The sequence below is a fragment of the Rhizobium rhizoryzae genome (assembly GCF_011046895.1).
Lineage (GTDB): Bacteria > Pseudomonadota > Alphaproteobacteria > Rhizobiales > Rhizobiaceae > Neorhizobium > Neorhizobium rhizoryzae.
Genome location: NZ_CP049249.1, coordinates 372886 through 390963, shown reverse-complemented (window position 1 = coordinate 390963; position 18078 = coordinate 372886). Strand labels below are relative to the sequence as shown.

The 18078-nt window shown below is 55.9% G+C and carries 19 protein-coding genes; 12 read left to right on the top strand and 7 right to left on the bottom strand.

Annotation, left to right across the window (positions count from 1 at the left end; all coding sequences use genetic code 11):
• Positions 1–13: 13 nt before the first annotated feature.
• The 5 genes from G6N80_RS02645 to G6N80_RS02625 form a co-directional block, all read right to left on the bottom strand.
• Positions 14–1705 (bottom strand): methyl-accepting chemotaxis protein, encoded by a 1692-nt coding sequence (locus tag G6N80_RS02645; protein WP_165131069.1) that lies wholly within the window; start codon positions 1703–1705, stop codon positions 14–16.
• A gap of 164 nt (positions 1706–1869) precedes the next feature.
• Positions 1870–2748, bottom strand: coding sequence for a MerR family transcriptional regulator (locus G6N80_RS02640; RefSeq protein ID WP_165131067.1), 879 nt, complete (start codon positions 2746–2748; stop codon positions 1870–1872).
• Positions 2749–2829: 81 nt separating this feature from the next.
• Positions 2830–3495 (bottom strand): GntR family transcriptional regulator, encoded by a 666-nt coding sequence (locus G6N80_RS02635; protein ID WP_165131065.1) that lies wholly within the window; start codon positions 3493–3495, stop codon positions 2830–2832.
• Between the two features lie 33 nt (positions 3496–3528).
• A complete protein-coding gene (locus G6N80_RS02630; RefSeq protein ID WP_062556651.1) occupies positions 3529–4200 on the bottom strand; it encodes a GntR family transcriptional regulator in 672 nt (223 codons plus the stop codon).
• A 90-nt stretch (positions 4201–4290) separates the two neighbouring features.
• Positions 4291–6186 carry a bifunctional sugar phosphate isomerase/epimerase/4-hydroxyphenylpyruvate dioxygenase family protein gene (locus G6N80_RS02625; protein WP_165131063.1) on the bottom strand — a complete coding sequence of 632 codons (1896 nt, stop codon included), beginning with the start codon at positions 6184–6186 and terminating at the stop codon, positions 4291–4293.
• A 206-nt stretch (positions 6187–6392) separates the two neighbouring features.
• On the opposite strand from G6N80_RS02625, the gene G6N80_RS02620 reads away from it, so the two are divergent.
• The 12 genes from G6N80_RS02620 (at position 6393) to G6N80_RS02565 (ending at position 15756) form a co-directional block, all read left to right on the top strand.
• Complete coding sequence (locus tag G6N80_RS02620; protein WP_165131061.1) at positions 6393–7223, top strand: transporter substrate-binding domain-containing protein; 831 nt, start codon at positions 6393–6395, stop codon at positions 7221–7223.
• A 117-nt stretch (positions 7224–7340) separates the two neighbouring features.
• Complete coding sequence (gene aroQ / locus G6N80_RS02615) at positions 7341–7805, top strand: type II 3-dehydroquinate dehydratase (protein ID WP_062556909.1); 465 nt, start codon at positions 7341–7343, stop codon at positions 7803–7805.
• 8 nt (positions 7806–7813) lie between these two features.
• Positions 7814–8482 (top strand): amino acid ABC transporter permease, encoded by a 669-nt coding sequence (locus tag G6N80_RS02610; RefSeq protein WP_165131059.1) that lies wholly within the window; start codon positions 7814–7816, stop codon positions 8480–8482.
• 10 nt (positions 8483–8492) lie between these two features.
• Positions 8493–9134, top strand: coding sequence for an amino acid ABC transporter permease (locus G6N80_RS02605; RefSeq protein WP_165131057.1), 642 nt, complete (start codon positions 8493–8495; stop codon positions 9132–9134).
• Between the two features lie 82 nt (positions 9135–9216).
• The gene (locus G6N80_RS02600) at positions 9217–9945 is read left to right on the top strand and encodes an amino acid ABC transporter ATP-binding protein (protein ID WP_165132296.1); all 729 of its coding nucleotides are present in this window, start codon (positions 9217–9219) and stop codon (positions 9943–9945) included.
• Positions 9946–10072: 127 nt separating this feature from the next.
• Positions 10073–10900 carry a shikimate dehydrogenase family protein gene (locus G6N80_RS02595; RefSeq protein ID WP_165131055.1) on the top strand — a complete coding sequence of 276 codons (828 nt, stop codon included), beginning with the start codon at positions 10073–10075 and terminating at the stop codon, positions 10898–10900.
• A 98-nt stretch (positions 10901–10998) separates the two neighbouring features.
• A complete protein-coding gene (locus tag G6N80_RS02590; protein WP_062556656.1) occupies positions 10999–11751 on the top strand; it encodes a FadR/GntR family transcriptional regulator in 753 nt (250 codons plus the stop codon).
• Between the two features lie 62 nt (positions 11752–11813).
• Positions 11814–12134: a cupin domain-containing protein gene (locus G6N80_RS02585; RefSeq protein ID WP_062556657.1), complete on the top strand. Its 321-nt coding sequence runs from the start codon at positions 11814–11816 to the stop codon at positions 12132–12134.
• A gap of 116 nt (positions 12135–12250) precedes the next feature.
• On the top strand, positions 12251–13273 hold the full coding sequence (locus tag G6N80_RS02580) for an ABC transporter permease (RefSeq protein WP_062556658.1): 1023 nt from the start codon (positions 12251–12253) through the stop codon (positions 13271–13273).
• On the top strand, positions 13273–14157 hold the full coding sequence (locus tag G6N80_RS02575; protein ID WP_156379324.1) for an ABC transporter permease: 885 nt from the start codon (positions 13273–13275) through the stop codon (positions 14155–14157). Before G6N80_RS02580 ends, G6N80_RS02575 begins: the two co-directional genes overlap by 1 nt.
• Before the next feature lie 4 nt (positions 14158–14161).
• The gene (locus tag G6N80_RS02570) at positions 14162–14995 is read left to right on the top strand and encodes an ABC transporter ATP-binding protein (RefSeq protein ID WP_165131053.1); all 834 of its coding nucleotides are present in this window, start codon (positions 14162–14164) and stop codon (positions 14993–14995) included.
• A complete protein-coding gene (locus tag G6N80_RS02565; RefSeq protein ID WP_165131051.1) occupies positions 14995–15756 on the top strand; it encodes an ABC transporter ATP-binding protein in 762 nt (253 codons plus the stop codon). Before G6N80_RS02570 ends, G6N80_RS02565 begins: the two co-directional genes overlap by 1 nt.
• A 23-nt stretch (positions 15757–15779) precedes the next feature.
• Here the strand turns inward: G6N80_RS02565 and G6N80_RS02560 are convergent, their stop codons facing one another.
• Both G6N80_RS02560 and G6N80_RS02555 read right to left on the bottom strand, forming a co-directional pair.
• Positions 15780–16307: a carboxymuconolactone decarboxylase family protein gene (locus tag G6N80_RS02560; protein WP_165131049.1), complete on the bottom strand. Its 528-nt coding sequence runs from the start codon at positions 16305–16307 to the stop codon at positions 15780–15782.
• Positions 16308–16431: 124 nt separating this feature from the next.
• Positions 16432–18030, bottom strand: coding sequence for an ABC transporter substrate-binding protein (locus G6N80_RS02555; RefSeq protein ID WP_062556663.1), 1599 nt, complete (start codon positions 18028–18030; stop codon positions 16432–16434).
• Between the last annotated feature and the right edge of the window lie 48 nt (positions 18031–18078).

Genomic DNA, 18078 nt, shown 5'->3' with positions numbered 1-18078 from the left:
ACTTATGCCGCCTCTAGGCGGCGCGATGATATCCTGTTCTGACATTGTTGCGCGTGGTCTGGCCGAGATCGAAGGACGCCATCATTGAGCGGAGTGTTTGCGTCTCATGCTCCAGTGTGGCTGCAGCGGCGCTGCTTTCTTCAACCATGGCAGCATTCTGTTGAGTTGCCTGATCCATACTGTTCACCGCACCATTCACCTCTGAAAGTCCCGTTGATTGCTCCCTGGCGGCGGTGGAGATGGCCACCACATGATCGTTGATCTGAACAATGAGATCGCTGATTGTCTGCAACGCTCCGCCCGTATCACGCACAAGCTTCACACCTGTGGCGACTTCGCCGGTCGAGTTCTGGATAAGGTCCTTGATCTCCCGTGCAGCCTTGGCCGAGCGCTGCGCCAACTCACGCACTTCCTGTGCAACGACAGCAAAGCCTCTGCCTGCTTCGCCCGCCCTTGCCGCTTCGACACCCGCGTTCAATGCCAGCAGGTTTGTCTGGAACGCGATTTCATCAATGACACCGATTATACTCGAGATCTTAGACGAGGACTCTTCGATCTTGCTCATGGCATCGACCGCCTTGGCGACGACCTCGCCAGATTGTTGCGCGCTTGTTTTCGCAGTCCCTGCAACGTCGCGTGCTTCCTGCGCACGTTGAGCCGATGCACCAACGTTGGATGTAATCTCCTCAAGCGCCGCAGCTGTTTCTTCCAGGCTCGCCGCCTGCCCTTCGGTACGACTTGAGAGAGCCGAGACACCTTCCGAGATCTCGCGCGTGCCCTGGGTGATGATCTCGATACTGCTCGAAATCTTCTGGAAGGTCTCGCACAGCTGGCTCACCGACTGGTTCAGATCATGCCGTAAAAATTCGAATTCCGGAGCGAAAGGCTGGGAGAGCTTGAAGGCGAAATCTCCAGAGCAAAGACGTTTCAAGGCTTCCCCGAGTTGACCCACGGTCTGGACGCGCGCTGTCACGTCGGTCGCAAACTTTACGACCTTCACGACCTTGCCATGGATATCGAGAATAGGATTGTACGAGGCGGAAATTGTCACTTCCTGCCCGCTTTTGGTCCAGCGTTTGAACTCAGCAGCCTGATAGCGTCCCTCGCGCAGTTCTTTCCAGAAATGCTTGTATTCCTCCGTGGCAGAAAAGCCCTGCGCGACGAAAATGCTGTGGTTTTTGCCAATGAGTTCCGCCGTGGAGTACCCCATGAGTTTGAGAAAGTTCTCATTGGCTCCCATGATGTTGCCATCGACATCGAATTCGATGATAGCCTGCGATCGGCTGATGGCTGCGATCTGGGCAGCATAATCGACATTCAGAAGCCGTGCCTTTGCATCGGCCCACTCGACCACAAAGCCCGCCAGCTTCTCCCGGTTCATCAAGGGCGTAACGACAAGATCGAAGATGAGCCCGCCAACCCGGATGGTCGCGCTGTGCCGATTACGGAGACTGTTCAACATATTCCGTTGATGAGACGGGTTCTTGTGAAAGACGTCTATGTTGCTGCCAATCAGTTTATCGACACTGAAGCGGGGTAGATCCTTCTTCAGATCGCTCTCCGCTTTCTTAAGCAGTTCGATGACTGAAGGATTCATGTAGACAATATTGAAGCCCGCATCGGCAATCATCACGTTAGCCTGTAACGCGTCGAGCGCAAAATCCTTGACTGCTGATTTCAGTTTGAAAACTGACGCAACGCCCATTTCTACCCCCTCATTTTCAAGCACAGATGCTTTATGTGAGTGGATTAGAGTATACAAAAATTGAAAATACACTAACCAATCGCCCCAACGTATATGTTTACGCATGAAATTTACCAGAAAACTAATGGATAAGAAGTTATACTCAGCTATCGAAAGATGGTTGTTTAATCAAAAACAAGATATTCGATCAGATCTTCTAAGGCATTTAGGATAATGCGGCGTCGTGAACTTACGAGTGTCTGCGTTGGCGCCCCACCGACGATAATCACCGTGTCAGGACAGATGCATTCCTCCAGTTTGTTTAGATAACTGTTCAGACGCGTCGGGGAGTAGCTGCTTGTACTCAGGCATATGTAGCGCGCCGCGTAACGAATGCTTAGACGGGCAACCTCCCCGGCAGGTAAGTCTGGTCCAAGGTAAAGCACGTTCCAGCCATTTCGTCTGGCCAGGATCGCGGAGCAAAGGGCGCCAAGTTCATGACTTTCACCTTCCGGCGTTGTCGCCAAGATCCATGGCGCTGCTCCGGCCGCTGGGGACAGCAAATCAAGTTTGCCCAAAAGGATGCGTTTGACGCACGCTGTCACGAAATGCTCATCGGCAATCGAAACCTTTTTCCCGGCCCAAAGTTTTCCAACCTCCTGCATGAGGTATGGAACCGTGTGGAGAAGGAAATTTTCGACGCTCTGCTGTTCGGCAAGCGGGATCAACCAGGCTTCGAACTCTCCAAGCCTACGGGAGATCAGCAGGTCGAGGCCTTCGCCCAATCCGGCTTCGGCATTGATTTTCCGCTCGAGGCGATAGAGTTCATCCAGCGAGTACCCGACCAGATTACCGATGCGGTAGCCTGCATCACTGCCTTTCTTCAACAGGCGGAAACGCTCTGCCTGCTCGAACGTGTAAAGACGCCGTTTTGATTCTGTCCGGCATTCTGGGGTGAGACCATAGCGCCGCTCCCAGGCGTGAATAACGAGCTTCGTGATGCCCGCATGCTGCATGAGCTGGCTCAGGTTCAGAAGTTTATCGTCAGGATCGAGTGGCTGCACGTCGAATCAGGCTGCAAAGTGGACCGACTCGATTATGTTCCACGGACTTGAGATAGGAAAGCTTGCCTTTCCAAGCTATGATCAAAACAGATGTTCGATGGATTGCATGCCGTTCAGAACATGCTGAGAGATGATTTTTCGTGCGGCTCCCACGTCCTTGGCAAGGGCAGCGTCGAACAACTGCTTGTGATCCAGCGCCACCGCTTCTCCGCGAAAGCTTCTTGCCAGAAGATGATATCGAAGGAATCGATCAAAGACAGATGACAAGTTTGCCATCAGGGTGATGGATCCACAGGCAGACACTATTGAGCGATGAAATTCCCAATCATATCGCACCCACTCGATAGTCCGGGACACATCACCTGACAGCAGGATCCTTTCTGCGGCAGAAAGCTTGTGATAGGCCTCCACAATGCGTCCCTCCCACTCCAGATCACCCGCTGGAAGTGAGGTTTGCATGGCATGGGTTTCCAGCACGATCCGCAAATCGGCCAGCTCGCGCAACTCGCGACGTGATGTAGGACTGACCTCGAAACCTTTCTGACCTTCGGCTCGCACGAGGTTTTCCGCAGCGAGGCGGCAAAGAATCTCGCGCATCGACGATACGCTGATCGAATAGCGCTCTTTCGCCTGCTCCAGCTTGATCTTCGATCCTGGTTTCAGCACTCCTGAAATGATATCGGCACGAACTTTGCGCAGAACCACGTCACTGATGGTATCGATTGTCTCGCCGTCAGCATTTTGCATGAGCGCTTCCTTGGAGTGGAGAAATGGAAATCGTCAGCGCTCCAACCGGTTTCGAGCAAGAGCGTGCTCGACGCCGCCCTGGATATGGGTCACCAGGATGGCTTTCGCGGTATCTTTGTCACGCTTGAGCGCGGCATTGAGAAGGTCTCGATGCTCAAGCGCTGCAATTTCGCCACGATAGGATAGCGCAACCATCTGGTAGCGCAAATATTTGTCGAAGACAGAAGCGTGCGTATCCATCAGTAACTTGGATCCGCAAGCAGATATCAACGCCTGATGGAACTCCCAGTCATAGCGCTTCCAGTCTTCTGCCTGTGTGGTATCGCCAGCGGCCATGATCCCTTCCATGCGGGAAAGCTTGTAATGAGCAGATACCAGTCTGGCCTCCCAGTCCACACCACCGTGTTCGAAGGATTGTTCAAGGGCATGTGTCTCAAGAAGTAGCCGAAGTGCTGCAATCTCTCTGAGATCTGCTTCCGAAATAGGCGCGACCTCAAAGCCTTTCTGTCCCTCGGCAAGAACAAGCCCCTCCGAAGTCAATCGGTTGAGGATTTCACGCAACGTGCTGACACTTGTGCCGTAGATCTCTTTCAGGCTCTCAAGCTTCAGTTTCTGGGCCGGCGCAAGGCGACCAAAAATGATATCGGTGCGGATACGCTTGTAACCGCTCTCGGCAACGGAGTCAGGGTTGGCTTTCTGAAGCAAGGGAGATCTCTGGTATTTTGATGATCATCCTACATAACACAAAACTGCGGCTTCTCAAGCGTGCTTCATTGAAGGGCACCAAATCCCACATCAGGTTCTCGGGACGCCTTCAGGTCTCATCTGGCGCTTCAAGGCGGCAATTCTAAAAATCGCATTCGGTGCGCCGTAGCCACAATAGTTCCGACGCTCCACGATCTCGAAGAAGAACCCCTCCCCGAATGTCCGACTGTAGATCTGGAAATATTCGCCATGCTCATCGCGATCATACAGGATGTTTTCGGCTTTCAAGCGTTCCGTGAGGTCAGGATCCAGTCCGAACCGCGCCTCGACATCACCGTAATAATTGGGTGAAATGGAGAGGGTCTCGAACCCGTTCTGGCGCAACGCGGCTGCTGTCTGAAAGATGTCGCTGGTGCTGAAAGCCAGATGCTGAACTCCAGAGCCGAATTTTTCGGCGATGAAGTGTCCGGCAAGCGTCCGGCGATTTTCAGCCCCATTCAGGGTGATGCGCAGATTTCCGTTCGCATTTTCGAGTGCCTGGCTCCGAACAACACCCGCCGGGTCTATGATGTCGACCATCGGCGTTTTGTGAAGGTCGAAGATCGAGGTGTAGAACAGGAGCCATGTCAGCATTTCGTCATAAGCGACGGTCTGCGCGACGTGATCGACCTTCAGCAGATTGGCAGGCGTAACCGGCACATTGGTCTCTTCCTCCACCGCAATGAAATCGATCTCGGCAAAGCGACCGAGTTCACTCTGTCCGTCAATGAGATAGATAAGTCCGCCACCGACACCTCGGATCGCGGGAATGGACACCTCACCGGCCGATACCGGCTGTACGAATTGCTCGGCACCCAGCGCCAATGCACGCTGCAAGGTATCCTGAGCGTTCTTCACCGACAACGCCATCGCATAGGCGGAGGTGCCATGAACAGCGAATGATGTGCTGGCAAAACCCTCCTCTTCTGTATTCACAAGCAGCCGAATCCCACCTTGTTCGTAAAGCGAAACCTGCTTGCTGCGGTGAACCCGGGTCTTGCGAAATCCCATTGTCTTCAGAATCTGAGTGAGGTTGGCAGCGTCGCGCGCGTCGGCAGAAAACTCGACAAAGGCGACACCTTCAACATCTGACCGTTCCGGCATGACCGGTGTCGTGAGGGTCTGGTTTCGTTGCAGGCGCCGCACCTGGTCACCGAGGTATATCAGAGATCGATGACCGTCTGCCGCGATTGGCCTCGTTGCCCCACCTCGGAACTGATCGTTGAAGATTTCGAGGGAGAAATAGCCATCATAGCCAGTGTCGGCTATGGCTGCCGTGAAAGCGGTAACGGGAAGATCGCCCTCACCCGGCATGTTCCTGAAATGCCTCGACCAGTAAAGCAGGTCCATATCGATGAGCGGGGCATCCGCCAACTGTACGATAAATATCTTTTCCTTCGGTATGGATCGGATCGAATTGATGTCGATCTTCCGCGACAGACTGTGAAAACTATCCAGGATGAGCCCAACGGACGGGTGATCTGCTCGGCGGACGATTTCCCATGCATCGCGGTGGTCGTTGATGTGACGCCCCCATGCAAGAGCCTCATAGCCGACCCTTAGACCACGCTTCGCGGCTCTTTCGCCCAATTCGTAGAAGTCAGCAGCAGCCCGATCAATCCCACCGAGCGACACCGGTGACACATTGGAGCAGACCAGAACCAGATCGGTTCCGAGTTCCTGCATGATGTCGAACTTGCGTTCGGCTCGGTCGAAAGTTCGCTGCCGGTGCGATTCCGGCATGCCTTCGAAGTCGCGAAAGGGCTGGAAAAGGGTGATCTCGAGACCAAGATCACGCGCCATGCGTCCCACCTCCGCCGGACTGCCGTCGAATGCAAGGAAGTCGTTTTCAAAGATTTCAACACCGTTGAAGCCGGCTGCGGCGATTGCCTCCAGCTTTTCGGGCAGTTCTCCGCTTATGGAGACGGTAGCAATCGAGGTTTTCAAGGCATCCTCCCGCTTGCAGCCAAGCTCGTCAATTCGAGAATGGACAAGATATGAGTTTATGAAATCCATATTTAGCGTTTCGATGTCAATGTGAAAGCATGTTTCATCATAGATTTTGAAAAAACTATGTTGATTTGATGTGTGACTCATGCCAATCCTTACCCGTCAGCAAGGGAGTGCTGCCTGCACAGCTTAGGAGGAGCAAGATGTTTGAGATGAAGTTGAAGCGCCGGAGCGCGCTGTTGGGTGCGGCGGGTCTGTTGGCCGCCATGTCTTTTGCGGGCACCGCTGCGGCCATCACGCCCGAGGAGATCAAGGCAAAGGGCAAGCTCGTTGTTGGCATCCAGGGCGACAATCCTCCGTGGGGCTTCGTTACCAGCGGTGGCAAGCAGGATGGCTTCGATGCCGATATGGCGACTCTGTTTGCCAAGGAATTGGGCGTTCAGGTCGAGTTCGTACCGCTTGAAGTCAACAACCGCATCCCGGCTCTGACATCGGGTCGCGTAGACGTTCTTTTCGCGACCATGGCAATGCTGCCCGACCGCGCGAAGGCCGTTCAGTTTTCCAAGCCCTATAATGCCAATGCCATTGTTCTGATCGGTCCCAAGGACAAGTCTATCAAGACGAATGAAGACATGGCGAACATGACGATATCGGTCGCCAAGGGCGCGGCTCAGGATACGCAGGTTACGAAGAACGCGCCGGCTTCTGCCACCATCCGCCGCTACGATGGCGATGCGGCAAGCATTCAGGCACTCGTGTCCGGTCAGGCTGAAGCTCTGGGTGGCAACATCTTCTACCTGGATCGCGTCGAGAAGGCTGCGCCGGGCAAATTTGAAAACAAGCTTGAGTTCCAGAAGCTGTACAACGGTGCATGCACGCGTTTGGGCGAGAAGGAACTGAATGCAGCGCTGAATACCTTTATCGACAAGATCAAGGCTAATGGCGAGCTTCAGAAAATCTACGACAAGTGGATGAAGGTCCCGGTTCCGCAGTTCCCGGAAAGCATCGAAGGCATTCCGTTCGCGGCAAAATAACGCCCCTGAACCTCGATTGGAAACACCATTGTCGGCATCCGTGAACGATGCCGACAATTGCAGCCCGCTGCCTTGATTTTCGATGCGCGCTCGCTGTCGTCTCCTGCGGAGCATATTATGAGCAATACAATTTTCGTGCTGAACGGCCCTAACCTGAACCTTCTGGGAGAGCGGGAGCCGGCAATCTACGGGACAACAACCCTTGCCGATATCCATCGCGCCTGTATCGAACGCGCTGCGCCCTTGGGTTTCGAGATCGATTTCCGGCAGACGAACTTCGAGGGCGAACTGATCGAGGCGGTCCACGCCGCCAGACGGGAGGCCTGCGGGATCATCATCAATCCGGCAGGATACACGTTCACCTCGGTCGCCCTTCTGGACGCGCTGAAGATGTATGCCGGACCGAAAATCGAGCTACATATATCCAATGTGCATGCGCGCGAGAGCGTTTATCACAATTCTCTCATATCGCGCGTTGCGACCGGCATCATGATCGGTTTTGGTGCCAGAGGTTATGAACTCGCAATCGAGGCAATGGCGGGCATGGTGCAGGCGCCTGCCGCGATCGGCAAGGCCTCCTAGGATCGCCCATGAACTACACGCTGGATTTCACACCGGTCATTGAAGGCCTCCCCAATCTGCTGATGGCATGTCTTGGCACCTTCACGCTCGCCATCTGCGGAATGCTGCTCGCCACCATTATTGGCATTGGTGGTGTGGCGCTTCGCCAGTCACCGTTTGCACCAGTGCGATGGCTTGTCATCGGCTTTGTCGAACTCATCCGTAACACGCCGTTTCTGGTGCAGATCTTCTTCATCTATTTTGCGCTTCCTCTCGCGGGGATCCGTCTCGATCCGACGCCGACAGCCATCATCGCGCTGGGTATCAACGGCGGAGCCTACGCGATTGAAATCATTCGTGGCGGAGTGCAATCCATCCCCAAGGGACAGATGGAAGCCGGGCTCGCTCTGGGGCTGCATAAGGCGCAAGTCTTTCGGCTCATCATTCTGAAACCGGCTCTGAGGGCAATCTTTCCGTCGCTGACCAGCCAGTTCGTTCTCCTGACACTCACCACGAGTATTGCGTCGGCAATTTCCGCCTACGAACTGACATCCGTATCGCAGCGGATCGAATCCGATAGTTTCCGCAGCTTCGAGGTCTATTTCACCGTGACGATTTTCTATCTGGTGATCTCGTGGCTCATGATGCGGCTCTTCGCATTCTTCTCGGCGCGTTACTTCGCCTATCCGGTCAAGTAAGGAGAAGACCATGGGTCACGATGAATTCGTCTTTCTGCTGATCGGCCTGAAGTGGACGCTTGCACTTTCCGTGGTTGGTTTCGTGTGCGGTTGCGTGGCCGGGCTCATCATTGCCCTGGCTCGAACCTGTGGTATTCGACTGGTGGAAACGGCAGTCGCTGGCTACATTGCGGTCTTTCAGGGCACGCCACTGCTGATGCAGTTGTTCGTGGTGTATTACGGTTTGGCACTGATTGGCATCAAGATTGATGCCTGGGCGGCGGTGGCAGCCGGGCTTACTCTGCACGCGAGTGCCTATCTTGGAGAAATCTGGCGAGGCGCCATCGAGGCTGTTCCACGCGGCCAGACCGAGGCCTCCAAAGCGCTCGCATTGGGTTATGTTTCGCGCATGAAGGATGTCATCCTGCCACAGGCATTGCGCATCTCGCTTCCCGCAACGATCGGCTTTCTCGTTCAGTTGATCAAAGGAACGTCGCTGGCATCAATCGTGGGTTTCACCGAACTCACACGAGCCGGAAACATCATCTCCAACCAGATCTTCCAGCCGCTGACCGTCTTTGGAATCGTCGGCATTCTGTATTTCATCATGTGTTGTCCGTTGACGATCTACGGCGCCTATCTGGAACGCAAGTTCGCAGCTTCGGCACGTTGATGACACACGCCGTGATGCGGCCTCACTATTCTCGGAGTTCAGCATGAGTGACACTTTGATCGATACGACCGGCACAGTGCCCATGATCAGCATGACGGGCGTTGCGAAATGGTATGGCGCTTTCCAGGCCTTGAAGGACGTGAACATCACGGTCAACAAGGGGGAGAAGATAGTTCTTTGCGGCCCTTCTGGCAGTGGAAAGTCGACGCTCATTCGCTGCATCAATCACCTGGAATCCTATCAGGAAGGCCAGATCAAGGTCGGCGGCATGGTGCTTGGCCATGAGGCCAAAAGTATCGATGCGGTGCGCCGTGAAGTCGGCATGGTTTTCCAGCAGTTCAATCTTTTTCCGCATCTCACCGTGATGGAAAACTGCATGCTGGCACCCATGCGCGCCTTGAAAGTCAGCAGATCCGAGGCAGAAAGCCGCGCTCGGCAATTGCTGGCGCGGGTTCAGATCGCCGAGCAGGCAGATAAATATCCGGCGCAGCTTTCGGGCGGCCAGCAGCAGCGTGTGGCCATAGCCCGCGCACTTTGCATGCGCCCGAAGGTGATGCTGTTCGATGAGCCGACCTCCGCCCTCGACCCCGAGATGGTAAAGGAGGTTCTGGATACGATGATTGCGCTCGCTGATGAAGGGATGACGATGATCTGCGTCACGCACGAAATGGGCTTTGCCCGTCAGGTCGCGGACCGCGTCATCTTTATGGCCAGCGGAGCGATCGTTGAAGAGGCGCCGCCCGCCGAATTCTTCTCGAATCCAAAACACGAGCGAACGCGGAAATTCCTCGGCGAAATTCTCGGTCACTGACCGACACGATCTGGACCATCATTCCACTCAGTCACTGACGTCGGGACCAGTTTTCCGGCGCGATGCAACTCGACCCTCGATCAGGATCACACAGGACCTGAACATCAAGAATTCAAGGTGAACGCCGATGATCAACGGCAATACGAAACTCATCGCGCATCTCGGCTATCCGACCCATACCTTCAAGGCGCCGCTGATCTACAACCCCTATTTTGAGGCAAGCGGCATCGACGCTGCTGTTGTGCCGATGGGATGTCGACCGGAAGACTATCCTGAGTTCCTCAAACTCGTCTTCCGGCTTTCCAACATCCACGGCGCGCTCATCACCATGCCGCACAAGATCACGACGGTTGGGCTCCTTGATGAGGTGTCCAAGAACGTCGAAGTGGCCGGTGCCTGCAATGCCGTCAGGATTGCCGAAGATGGGCGCCTGATTGGTGATATGTTCGACGGCGAGGGCTTCGTGCGCGGCGTTCTGCGCCATGGTCGGCAAATCCTAGGAAAACGCGCCATCATCACCGGGGCGGGCGGCGTCGGCAGCGCTATTGCCGCCTCACTTGCCCATGCTGGCGTGGCAGAGATTTGCATATTCGATACTCATGCCGCCATGATGCGCGAACTTGCTGAGCGCCTCCGCCACCATTATCCAGAACTGAAAGTCTTGACCGGTTCAAACGACCCAACAGGCTTTGATATCGTCGTGAATGCGACGCCGCTTGGAATGAAGGATGGTGATCCCCTGCCCTTTGAGGTCGAGCGAATTTCTCCTGACGCCTTCGTCGGGGAAGTTGTACTGAAACAGGAGATCACGCCGTTCTTGGCCGCCGTTCGAGCACGCGGCTGCGATTTCCAGGTCGGGGTCGATATGCTGTTTGAGCAGATCCCTGCCTATCTCGAATTCTTCGGCTTTCCGACGACGACCGCTGAGCATCTTCGCGAGCTTGCGGCGATCTGAAGCCTCGCCTCCGTACATCTTATCCGGCCCTGCATCTTGGCAGCCGTGCCCTCCTCGCGTAAACATGCCTGACAAGTACGCGCCGGAAGGGGAAGCCGATGGATCTGGAAGCAATGCCTGCGGAAGCGCAGAACAAATCTCTGGCGTTCCGGATCAGTTCAGCGCTGCGCCGCGATCTCGTGAACGGCGTGTTTCGCGCAGGGGACCGTCTCCCAAGTGAGAGCACGCTCACGCGGGAGTATTCTGTCAGCCGAACCGTTGTACGCGAAGCTATCGCGATCTTGCGCGCCGATGGTTTGGTGGAGGCACGCAAAGGTGCCGGAGTTTTCGCCCTTGCCGCTGCTCCTGTTGTTGAACAACCCTTCCACGATCTGACCACTGAGCGGATTTCATCGGTGATCGAACTTCTGGAATTGCGCACAGTCTTCGAGGTCGAGGCCGCGGCGCTTGCTGCGTCCAGACGCTCCGCTACGCAGATTGAAGACATTGTGGAGGTGCATCGCATTGTCGGTGAGTGCCTGGGTTCCGGCGCCCCGACCCGTGATGCCGATTTCAACTTCCATATGGCGATTGCACAGGCAACCCAGAACAGGCGTTTCCCGGAATTCCTTCAATTGATCCGTACGGGAATCATACCCCGTGGCGATTTGCAGGGTTCTCCTCCTGGAGCAAGGCCAAAGGATTACAATCAGCATCTCCAGCAGGAGCATGCAATGATCGTCGATGCAATCATCGAGGGCGACCCTGAAGCAGCGCGGGCTCATATGCGCGCTCACCTCAAGGGCAGTCTTGAACGATACCGGGCTCTGCTGCGTTCGCAGACAAGTGCGCACGCCGAGGTTCGGCAATAGAGCTTGTCACACAGGATAACGGGCATGTATGGTAAGTTGACCATAACTTGATTGAGGTATCCATGTCCCTGCCCGTATTTCCAGCTGCCTATCCCGATCCCGGCGTCACGCGTCGCGTGCTGTCCGAAAACGCTGAACTGATGGTGGTCTCGTTCCGTTTTGACCAGGGCGCTGAAGGCAAGTTGCACAGTCATCCACATGTCCAGTCCACCTATGTCGCGAGCGGAAAATTCCGCTTCTTCCGTGACGGTGAAGCCATTCTCCTCAATCCGGGTGACAGTCTTGTCATCCCCGGCAATGTTGAACACGGATGCCAGTGTCTTGAGCAAGGTGAACTCATCGATTGCTTCACCCCGCGGCGCGACGATTTTCTGTCTGTCTGACATTTGCGAGACCTCTAAGGCTCGCTTGACATGATGCCCCTCCTGTGACAGGTTCAATCAAACCTGTCTGACAGGATATGGCCCCCGACGGAGCGCGGAGGCCGTCTGGAGGAAGAATGTCATTCAATCGCCCGCGCCTTACCGGCGCTGCGGGTCAGATCGGCAGCATTGCAGTCACCCTGCTTGGCCTGTTGATGCTGACCTTTTTCATCGGCCGGCTCATGCCGGCTGATCCAGTCCGCGCCATTGTCGGTGAAGATGCCACCCGGGAGACCTACGAGCAGGTCTATCGGTCGCTCGGTTTTGACCGGCCGCTTTGGGAGCAGTTCATCTATTATCTGAGAGATATCTTTTCCGGCAATTTCGGCACCTCCATCCGAACAGGTCAGCCGGTCATTCAGGACATCATTCATGTGATGCCCGCCACCATCGAGCTTGCGACCTTCGCCATCATCATCGGCGCGGCGCTGGGTGTACCGATGGGAGTTCTCGCGGCAGTCAAAAAAGATCGCTGGCCGGACCATGCAATCCGCGTCGTGAGCCTGATGGGGCATTCAATGCCCATCTTCTGGACCGGCATGATTGCGCTGATCATCTTCTACGCTCACCTGGGCCTCGTCGGTGGTAGCGGTCGTATGGACCAGTTCTACATCGGTCTTGTCGAGGATCGCACGGGCTTCCTGCTGATTGACAGTCTGCTTGCCGGTGAAATGGATGTCTTCTGGTCCGCCTTGAACCATCTCATCCTGCCAGCGTCGCTGCTTGGTTATTCGTCGGCAGCCTACATCACCCGCATGACTCGAAGTTTCATGCTGGATCAGCTTGGACAGGAATACGTCACTACGGCGCGCGTCAAAGGCCTTTCGCAAGCGCAAACGATCTGGCTGCATGCCTTCGGGAATATTCGGGTTCAATTGGTCACAATCATTGCCCTGGCCTATGGTTCGCTACTGGAAGGCGCTGTGCTGATCGAAACTGTCTTCGCCTGGCCGGGCTTCGGCCAATACCTGACCAGCAACCTGATCATTGGCGACATGAACGCTGTAATGACCTGCGTTCTGATTGTCGGTGTCATCTTCATCGGCCTCAATCTGCTCGCCGATATCCTATACCGCGTCTTTGATCCGAGAACCCGCTGATGAGTGCCTCCACACAATCGCTTCGTATGCCTGAATGGCTGAATGCGCTCAGAAATATATTGCGCTTCCTGGTGCGCAGTCCCACCTCGGCCTTTGGTCTGTTTGTCATATCTGTGCTCATCCTAGCCGCGGTGTTTGCACCGATCATTGCCACGCATGACCCTTATGTCCAGAACCTGGCGAATACGCTCAAGGCACCCGGCAACGGCCATCTGTTCGGCACGGACGAACTGGGACGCGATATCTTCAGCCGCCTCATCTTTGGCGCACGGATAACGCTCACCATCATCTTCCTTGTTTCGATCATCGTCGGCCCCATCGGCCTGCTTATCGGCGCAGCTTCCGGCTATCTCGGCGGAAAGTTCGACACCGTGATGATGCGGATCACCGACATCTTCTTGTCTTTCCCGAGCCTTATCCTGTCGCTCGCTTTCGTCGCAGCGCTTGGCCCAAGTTTGAATAATGCCATTATCGCAATTGCCTTGACCTCATGGCCGCCGATTGCGCGTCTTGCCCGCGCTGAAGCGATGACCTTCCGAAAGGCGGACTACATTGCGGCTGCGCGGCTTCAGGGTGCCTCGCCTATGAGGATCATCGTGAAATCCATCATGCCCATGTGTCTGCCATCGGTGCTTATTCGACTGACGCTGAACATGGCGACTGTCATTCTGACGGCTGCAGGCCTGGGCTTTCTGGGGCTCGGCGCCCAACCGCCGATGCCAGAATGGGGCGCCATGATCGCAACAGGCCGTCGCTACATGCTGGATAACTGGTGGCTCGTCACCTTCCCGGGCCTCGCCATCTTGTGTGTCAGCCTTGCCTTCAACCTTCTGGGCGATGGGCTGCGCGATGCGCTGGATCCCAAGCAGATGAACCGGAGATAGATCCATGAACACCGTATTGGACGTGGAAAATCTGCGGATCCGCTATGCAGGCGCGGAAACCGAAGCGGTACGTGGTGTTTCCTTCACGCTCGGACGAGAGCGGCTTGGCATTGTCGGCGAATCCGGCTCGGGCAAATCGACGGTCGGCCGGGCGCTGCTCAGGCTTCTGCCCGGCGCAACAATCACGGCCGACCGTTTACGCTTCGAGGAACTGGATCTCTTGCAGCTTTCGGAGAAGGAAATGCTCAAGGTTCGCGGGCGGCGCATGTCGATGATCCTGCAGGATCCGAAGTTCTCGCTCAATCCTATCCGTCGCGTCGGCGATCAGGTGGCTGAAACCTATCTCAGACATTTTCGGTGTACTCGCAGCGAGGCACGGGACAAGGCAATCGCGATGCTGGAGGCAGTCAAGATCCGGGATGCCGAACGCGTCTTCCAACAATATCCGCATGAAATTTCCGGCGGCATGGGCCAACGCGTCATGATTGCCATGATGTTGTTGGCGGATCCTGATCTGGTCATTGCCGATGAGCCTACATCGGCATTGGACGTGACCGTCCGGCTTCAGGTTCTCGATATTCTGGACGGCCTGGTACGCGACCGAGGCATCGGCCTGATCATGATCAGCCACGATCTCAATCTCGTACGCAACTTCTGTGATCGCGTCCTCATCATGTATGCGGGACGTGTCGTGGAAAGCCTGAAGGCAAGTGAACTTGAGCACGCGCAACATCCCTACACTCAAGGCCTTCTTGCGGCGCAGCCGCGCATAGGCGGCCCGCGCAAGCCCCTGGCCGTGCTTGATCGCAAACCGGAATGGCTGGAGGAAAAGGCCTGATGTCCGTTACTGTCGACGTCAAAAATCTTTCGATCTCGTTCGGCGATGGTCCTGCTGCCGTCAAGGTTCTGCCGGATGTCTCGTTCAGCGTAAACCCGGGCGAATGTTTCGGCCTTGTGGGCGAATCCGGGTCTGGAAAATCCACCGTTCTCCGCTGCATCAGCATGCTCACCGATTTCTGGAAAGGTGAGATTCTGATCGACGGTCGATCGGTCAGAGATATCCCGCTTATCCAGCGATGCCGCATGTTGCAGATGGTGTTTCAGGATCCCTACGGGTCGCTCCATCCGCGCCAATCGGTCCGCACCGTGCTGCACGAACCGCTCGTCATTCACAAGCTTGGTGACCGTGAAGAGCGCATGCGCAAGGCAATCACGGATGTCGGTTTGCCGATCGCGTTCCTCGACCGTTTCCCCCATCAACTCTCGGGCGGCCAGCGGCAACGTGTTGCCATTGCGCGTGCCCTGATCCTTGAACCCTCCCTGCTGCTGCTGGATGAGCCGACCTCGGCGCTGGATGTTTCCGTGCAGGCAGAAATCCTCAATCTGCTGCAGCGTCTGCAGAAGGAACGCGGCTTTACCTACATCATGGTCACGCATGATCTGGCCGTCGTCGACCATATGTGTGACCGCTTTGCAGTCATGCTGAAGGGTGAGGTGACGGAAATCCTGCCGCGGGACGCGATTGCGGAAAATCGCGCAACCCATCCCTATGCTCGCGAACTGGTTGGGGCCTCCCTTGCCTATGAGGGGCGGGCCTAAGCCCCTGCCCTTCTGATTTCGTTTCAATCCGGCGCTGCAAAGGGTTCCAGTTCGGCATCGAACGGAACTTCCACGACATTATTGAAGACAGCCGTCGCCAGCATGATGCCAGCCAGCGCAACAAGGTCGACTAGCGTCTTGTTCTGGTATCGGATCTTGAGAGCGGCCCAGATATCCGGCGGAATGTCCTTCGAGTTACGCACGATTGCCCGCCCGAAGTCATTGAGTAAGCGATCCTCTTCGCGCAATTCCAGCGCATCGGGATCGGCACCCGACTGGATGAGCGCGCGCCGGAAGAAAGTGACGGCTATTTTTGAGCCGACTTCTTCGGAAATGGCCTTGCAGAACACCTGTATCGCGCGATCATCCACCGCTGGCAGAAGCTCCTCCCGCAAGGTGAACCATTCTGCATAAATCCGGTGTGCCTGTGGTGAATGGAGAAGCGTTCGCTTCATGTTGGTCATGCGCCCGCGAAGCCTGATTTCCTCATCATGCGCTTCCCGAATGTGGTCCGGTGCAGTGGCGTAATCGATCATCGGGATATGCGGCATGCGGTTCTGGTCTCCATTCCGGTCGCCACAGACTATAGCAAGAGAAGGTCATATTGAACGCGAAAGGGAGCACGTGTCACCACGTGCTCCCTCGATGTCCGCCCGGGAGGAGGTTACAGGCGGGTTATCTCGCTTTGGTGACACCCTCGAAGCGCGAGAGCCAGGGGCTGACAATCATTCCCTTCACGTCAGCGCGATAGGCGGACGTATCGATGACTTCGGAGAATGGCTGGATCGGCATCACGAGCTCGTCCATATAGACCTGAAGCTCTTCATAAAGCTTGGCCTGCTTTGCCTTGTCCCGTTCGACAAGCGCCCCCTCGATCATCTTGTTCAGCTTTTCATCGAAGAAGCTTGTGCGCCAGCTTTGATAGTTCGTCAGCTTGGCTTCGTCGGAATTATTGGGGTTATAGGCCATGGATCGGAGGTTGTTGTCCGGGTGCGGCTGTTGGCCACCACCGCCACGACCGACCAGCAGTTCAAACTTGCGGTCGCGCATGGCGCCGTAGATCTGGTCACCGGATCCGCTGATGATATCAGCCTTGATTCCTGCCTGACCCAGCGTGTTTTGGATAGCCGTTGCGGCCTTCAGGAACGGGTCCTCAGACAGCACACGCAGGGTTGTCTGGAAGCCGTTGGGGTAGCCAGCTTCAGCCAGAAGCGCTTTCGCCTTCGGAATGTCCAGCGTGTAACCCTGATCCGGCAGCGAACCCATGACACCCGTGCTCAAGGAGCGCTGATGTAGCGTACCGTAATAGGGCATGATCGCATCATTGATGCCCTTGTAGTCGATGACATAGCGCAGCGCTTCCCGGACTTTGCGGTTGGCGAACCGCTCATCTTTCATCGATACGGCAAGGTAGTAGAAGCCGGAGCCGGGCGTGGACTGGATAACGATGTTCTTGTCCTTGTCCAGTGCCGCAAGATCCGGCGCCTGAAGCGAATAGGCGACGTCGATATCACCCTTTTCCAGCATCAGACGCTGGGACTGCGATTCTGGCAGATGGCGCATGAGAACGCGGCGCATTGCAGCCTTCTGGCCCCAATAGGCGTCGTTGCGGGTCAGAATAATGTACTCGTTCGACTTCCACTGCGTCAGGGTAAAGGGGCCAGAGCCCGCGGAGTTCAGCGTCAACCATGCGCCGCCCAGATCCCCGTCCTTCTCGTTTTTCAACGCCGTCTTGCTGTCGATGATGGAGCCAGGGCCGTTCTGAGCCAGAATCATCAGCAGCAGTTCAGGGTCGTCCGCCTGCGGCAGGTTCAAGACGAAGGTCTGATCGTTCTCGACGACGAAAAGCTTGTCTGCCTGATCCAGCTTGAAACCGCGCGTTTTCAGGAACGAGGACTGCGCAAGATTACGTTGGAGAAGACGCTTGAGGCTCCAGGCAACATCGGCAGCAGTAACCGGATTGCCGGATGCAAACTTGGCGTCCTTGCGCAGATGAAACCGGATGGAGCGCCCATCTGCGGCAATCTCCCAGCGCTCTGCAAGCCGTGGCTTTACGCTACGGTCATCGGGCGACAGTATGACGAGCGTGTCATAGACGTTGTTCAGGACCTGAACCGTTTCGCGGCCTGTGATCGCCGCCGGATCAAGCGTCAGAATATTGCTCATGGTGGTGGCGACCACCAATTGGTCCTTGGGCGTTTCCGCCAGAACCGCAATCGGAGCCGCACCGAGCAGAAGCGCACCAAGCGCCGCAGTTGCCAGGAAATGTTTCATGTTACCTCCCAATTGTCCGCATGCGCTGCGGGCCATGTCAAAACGATC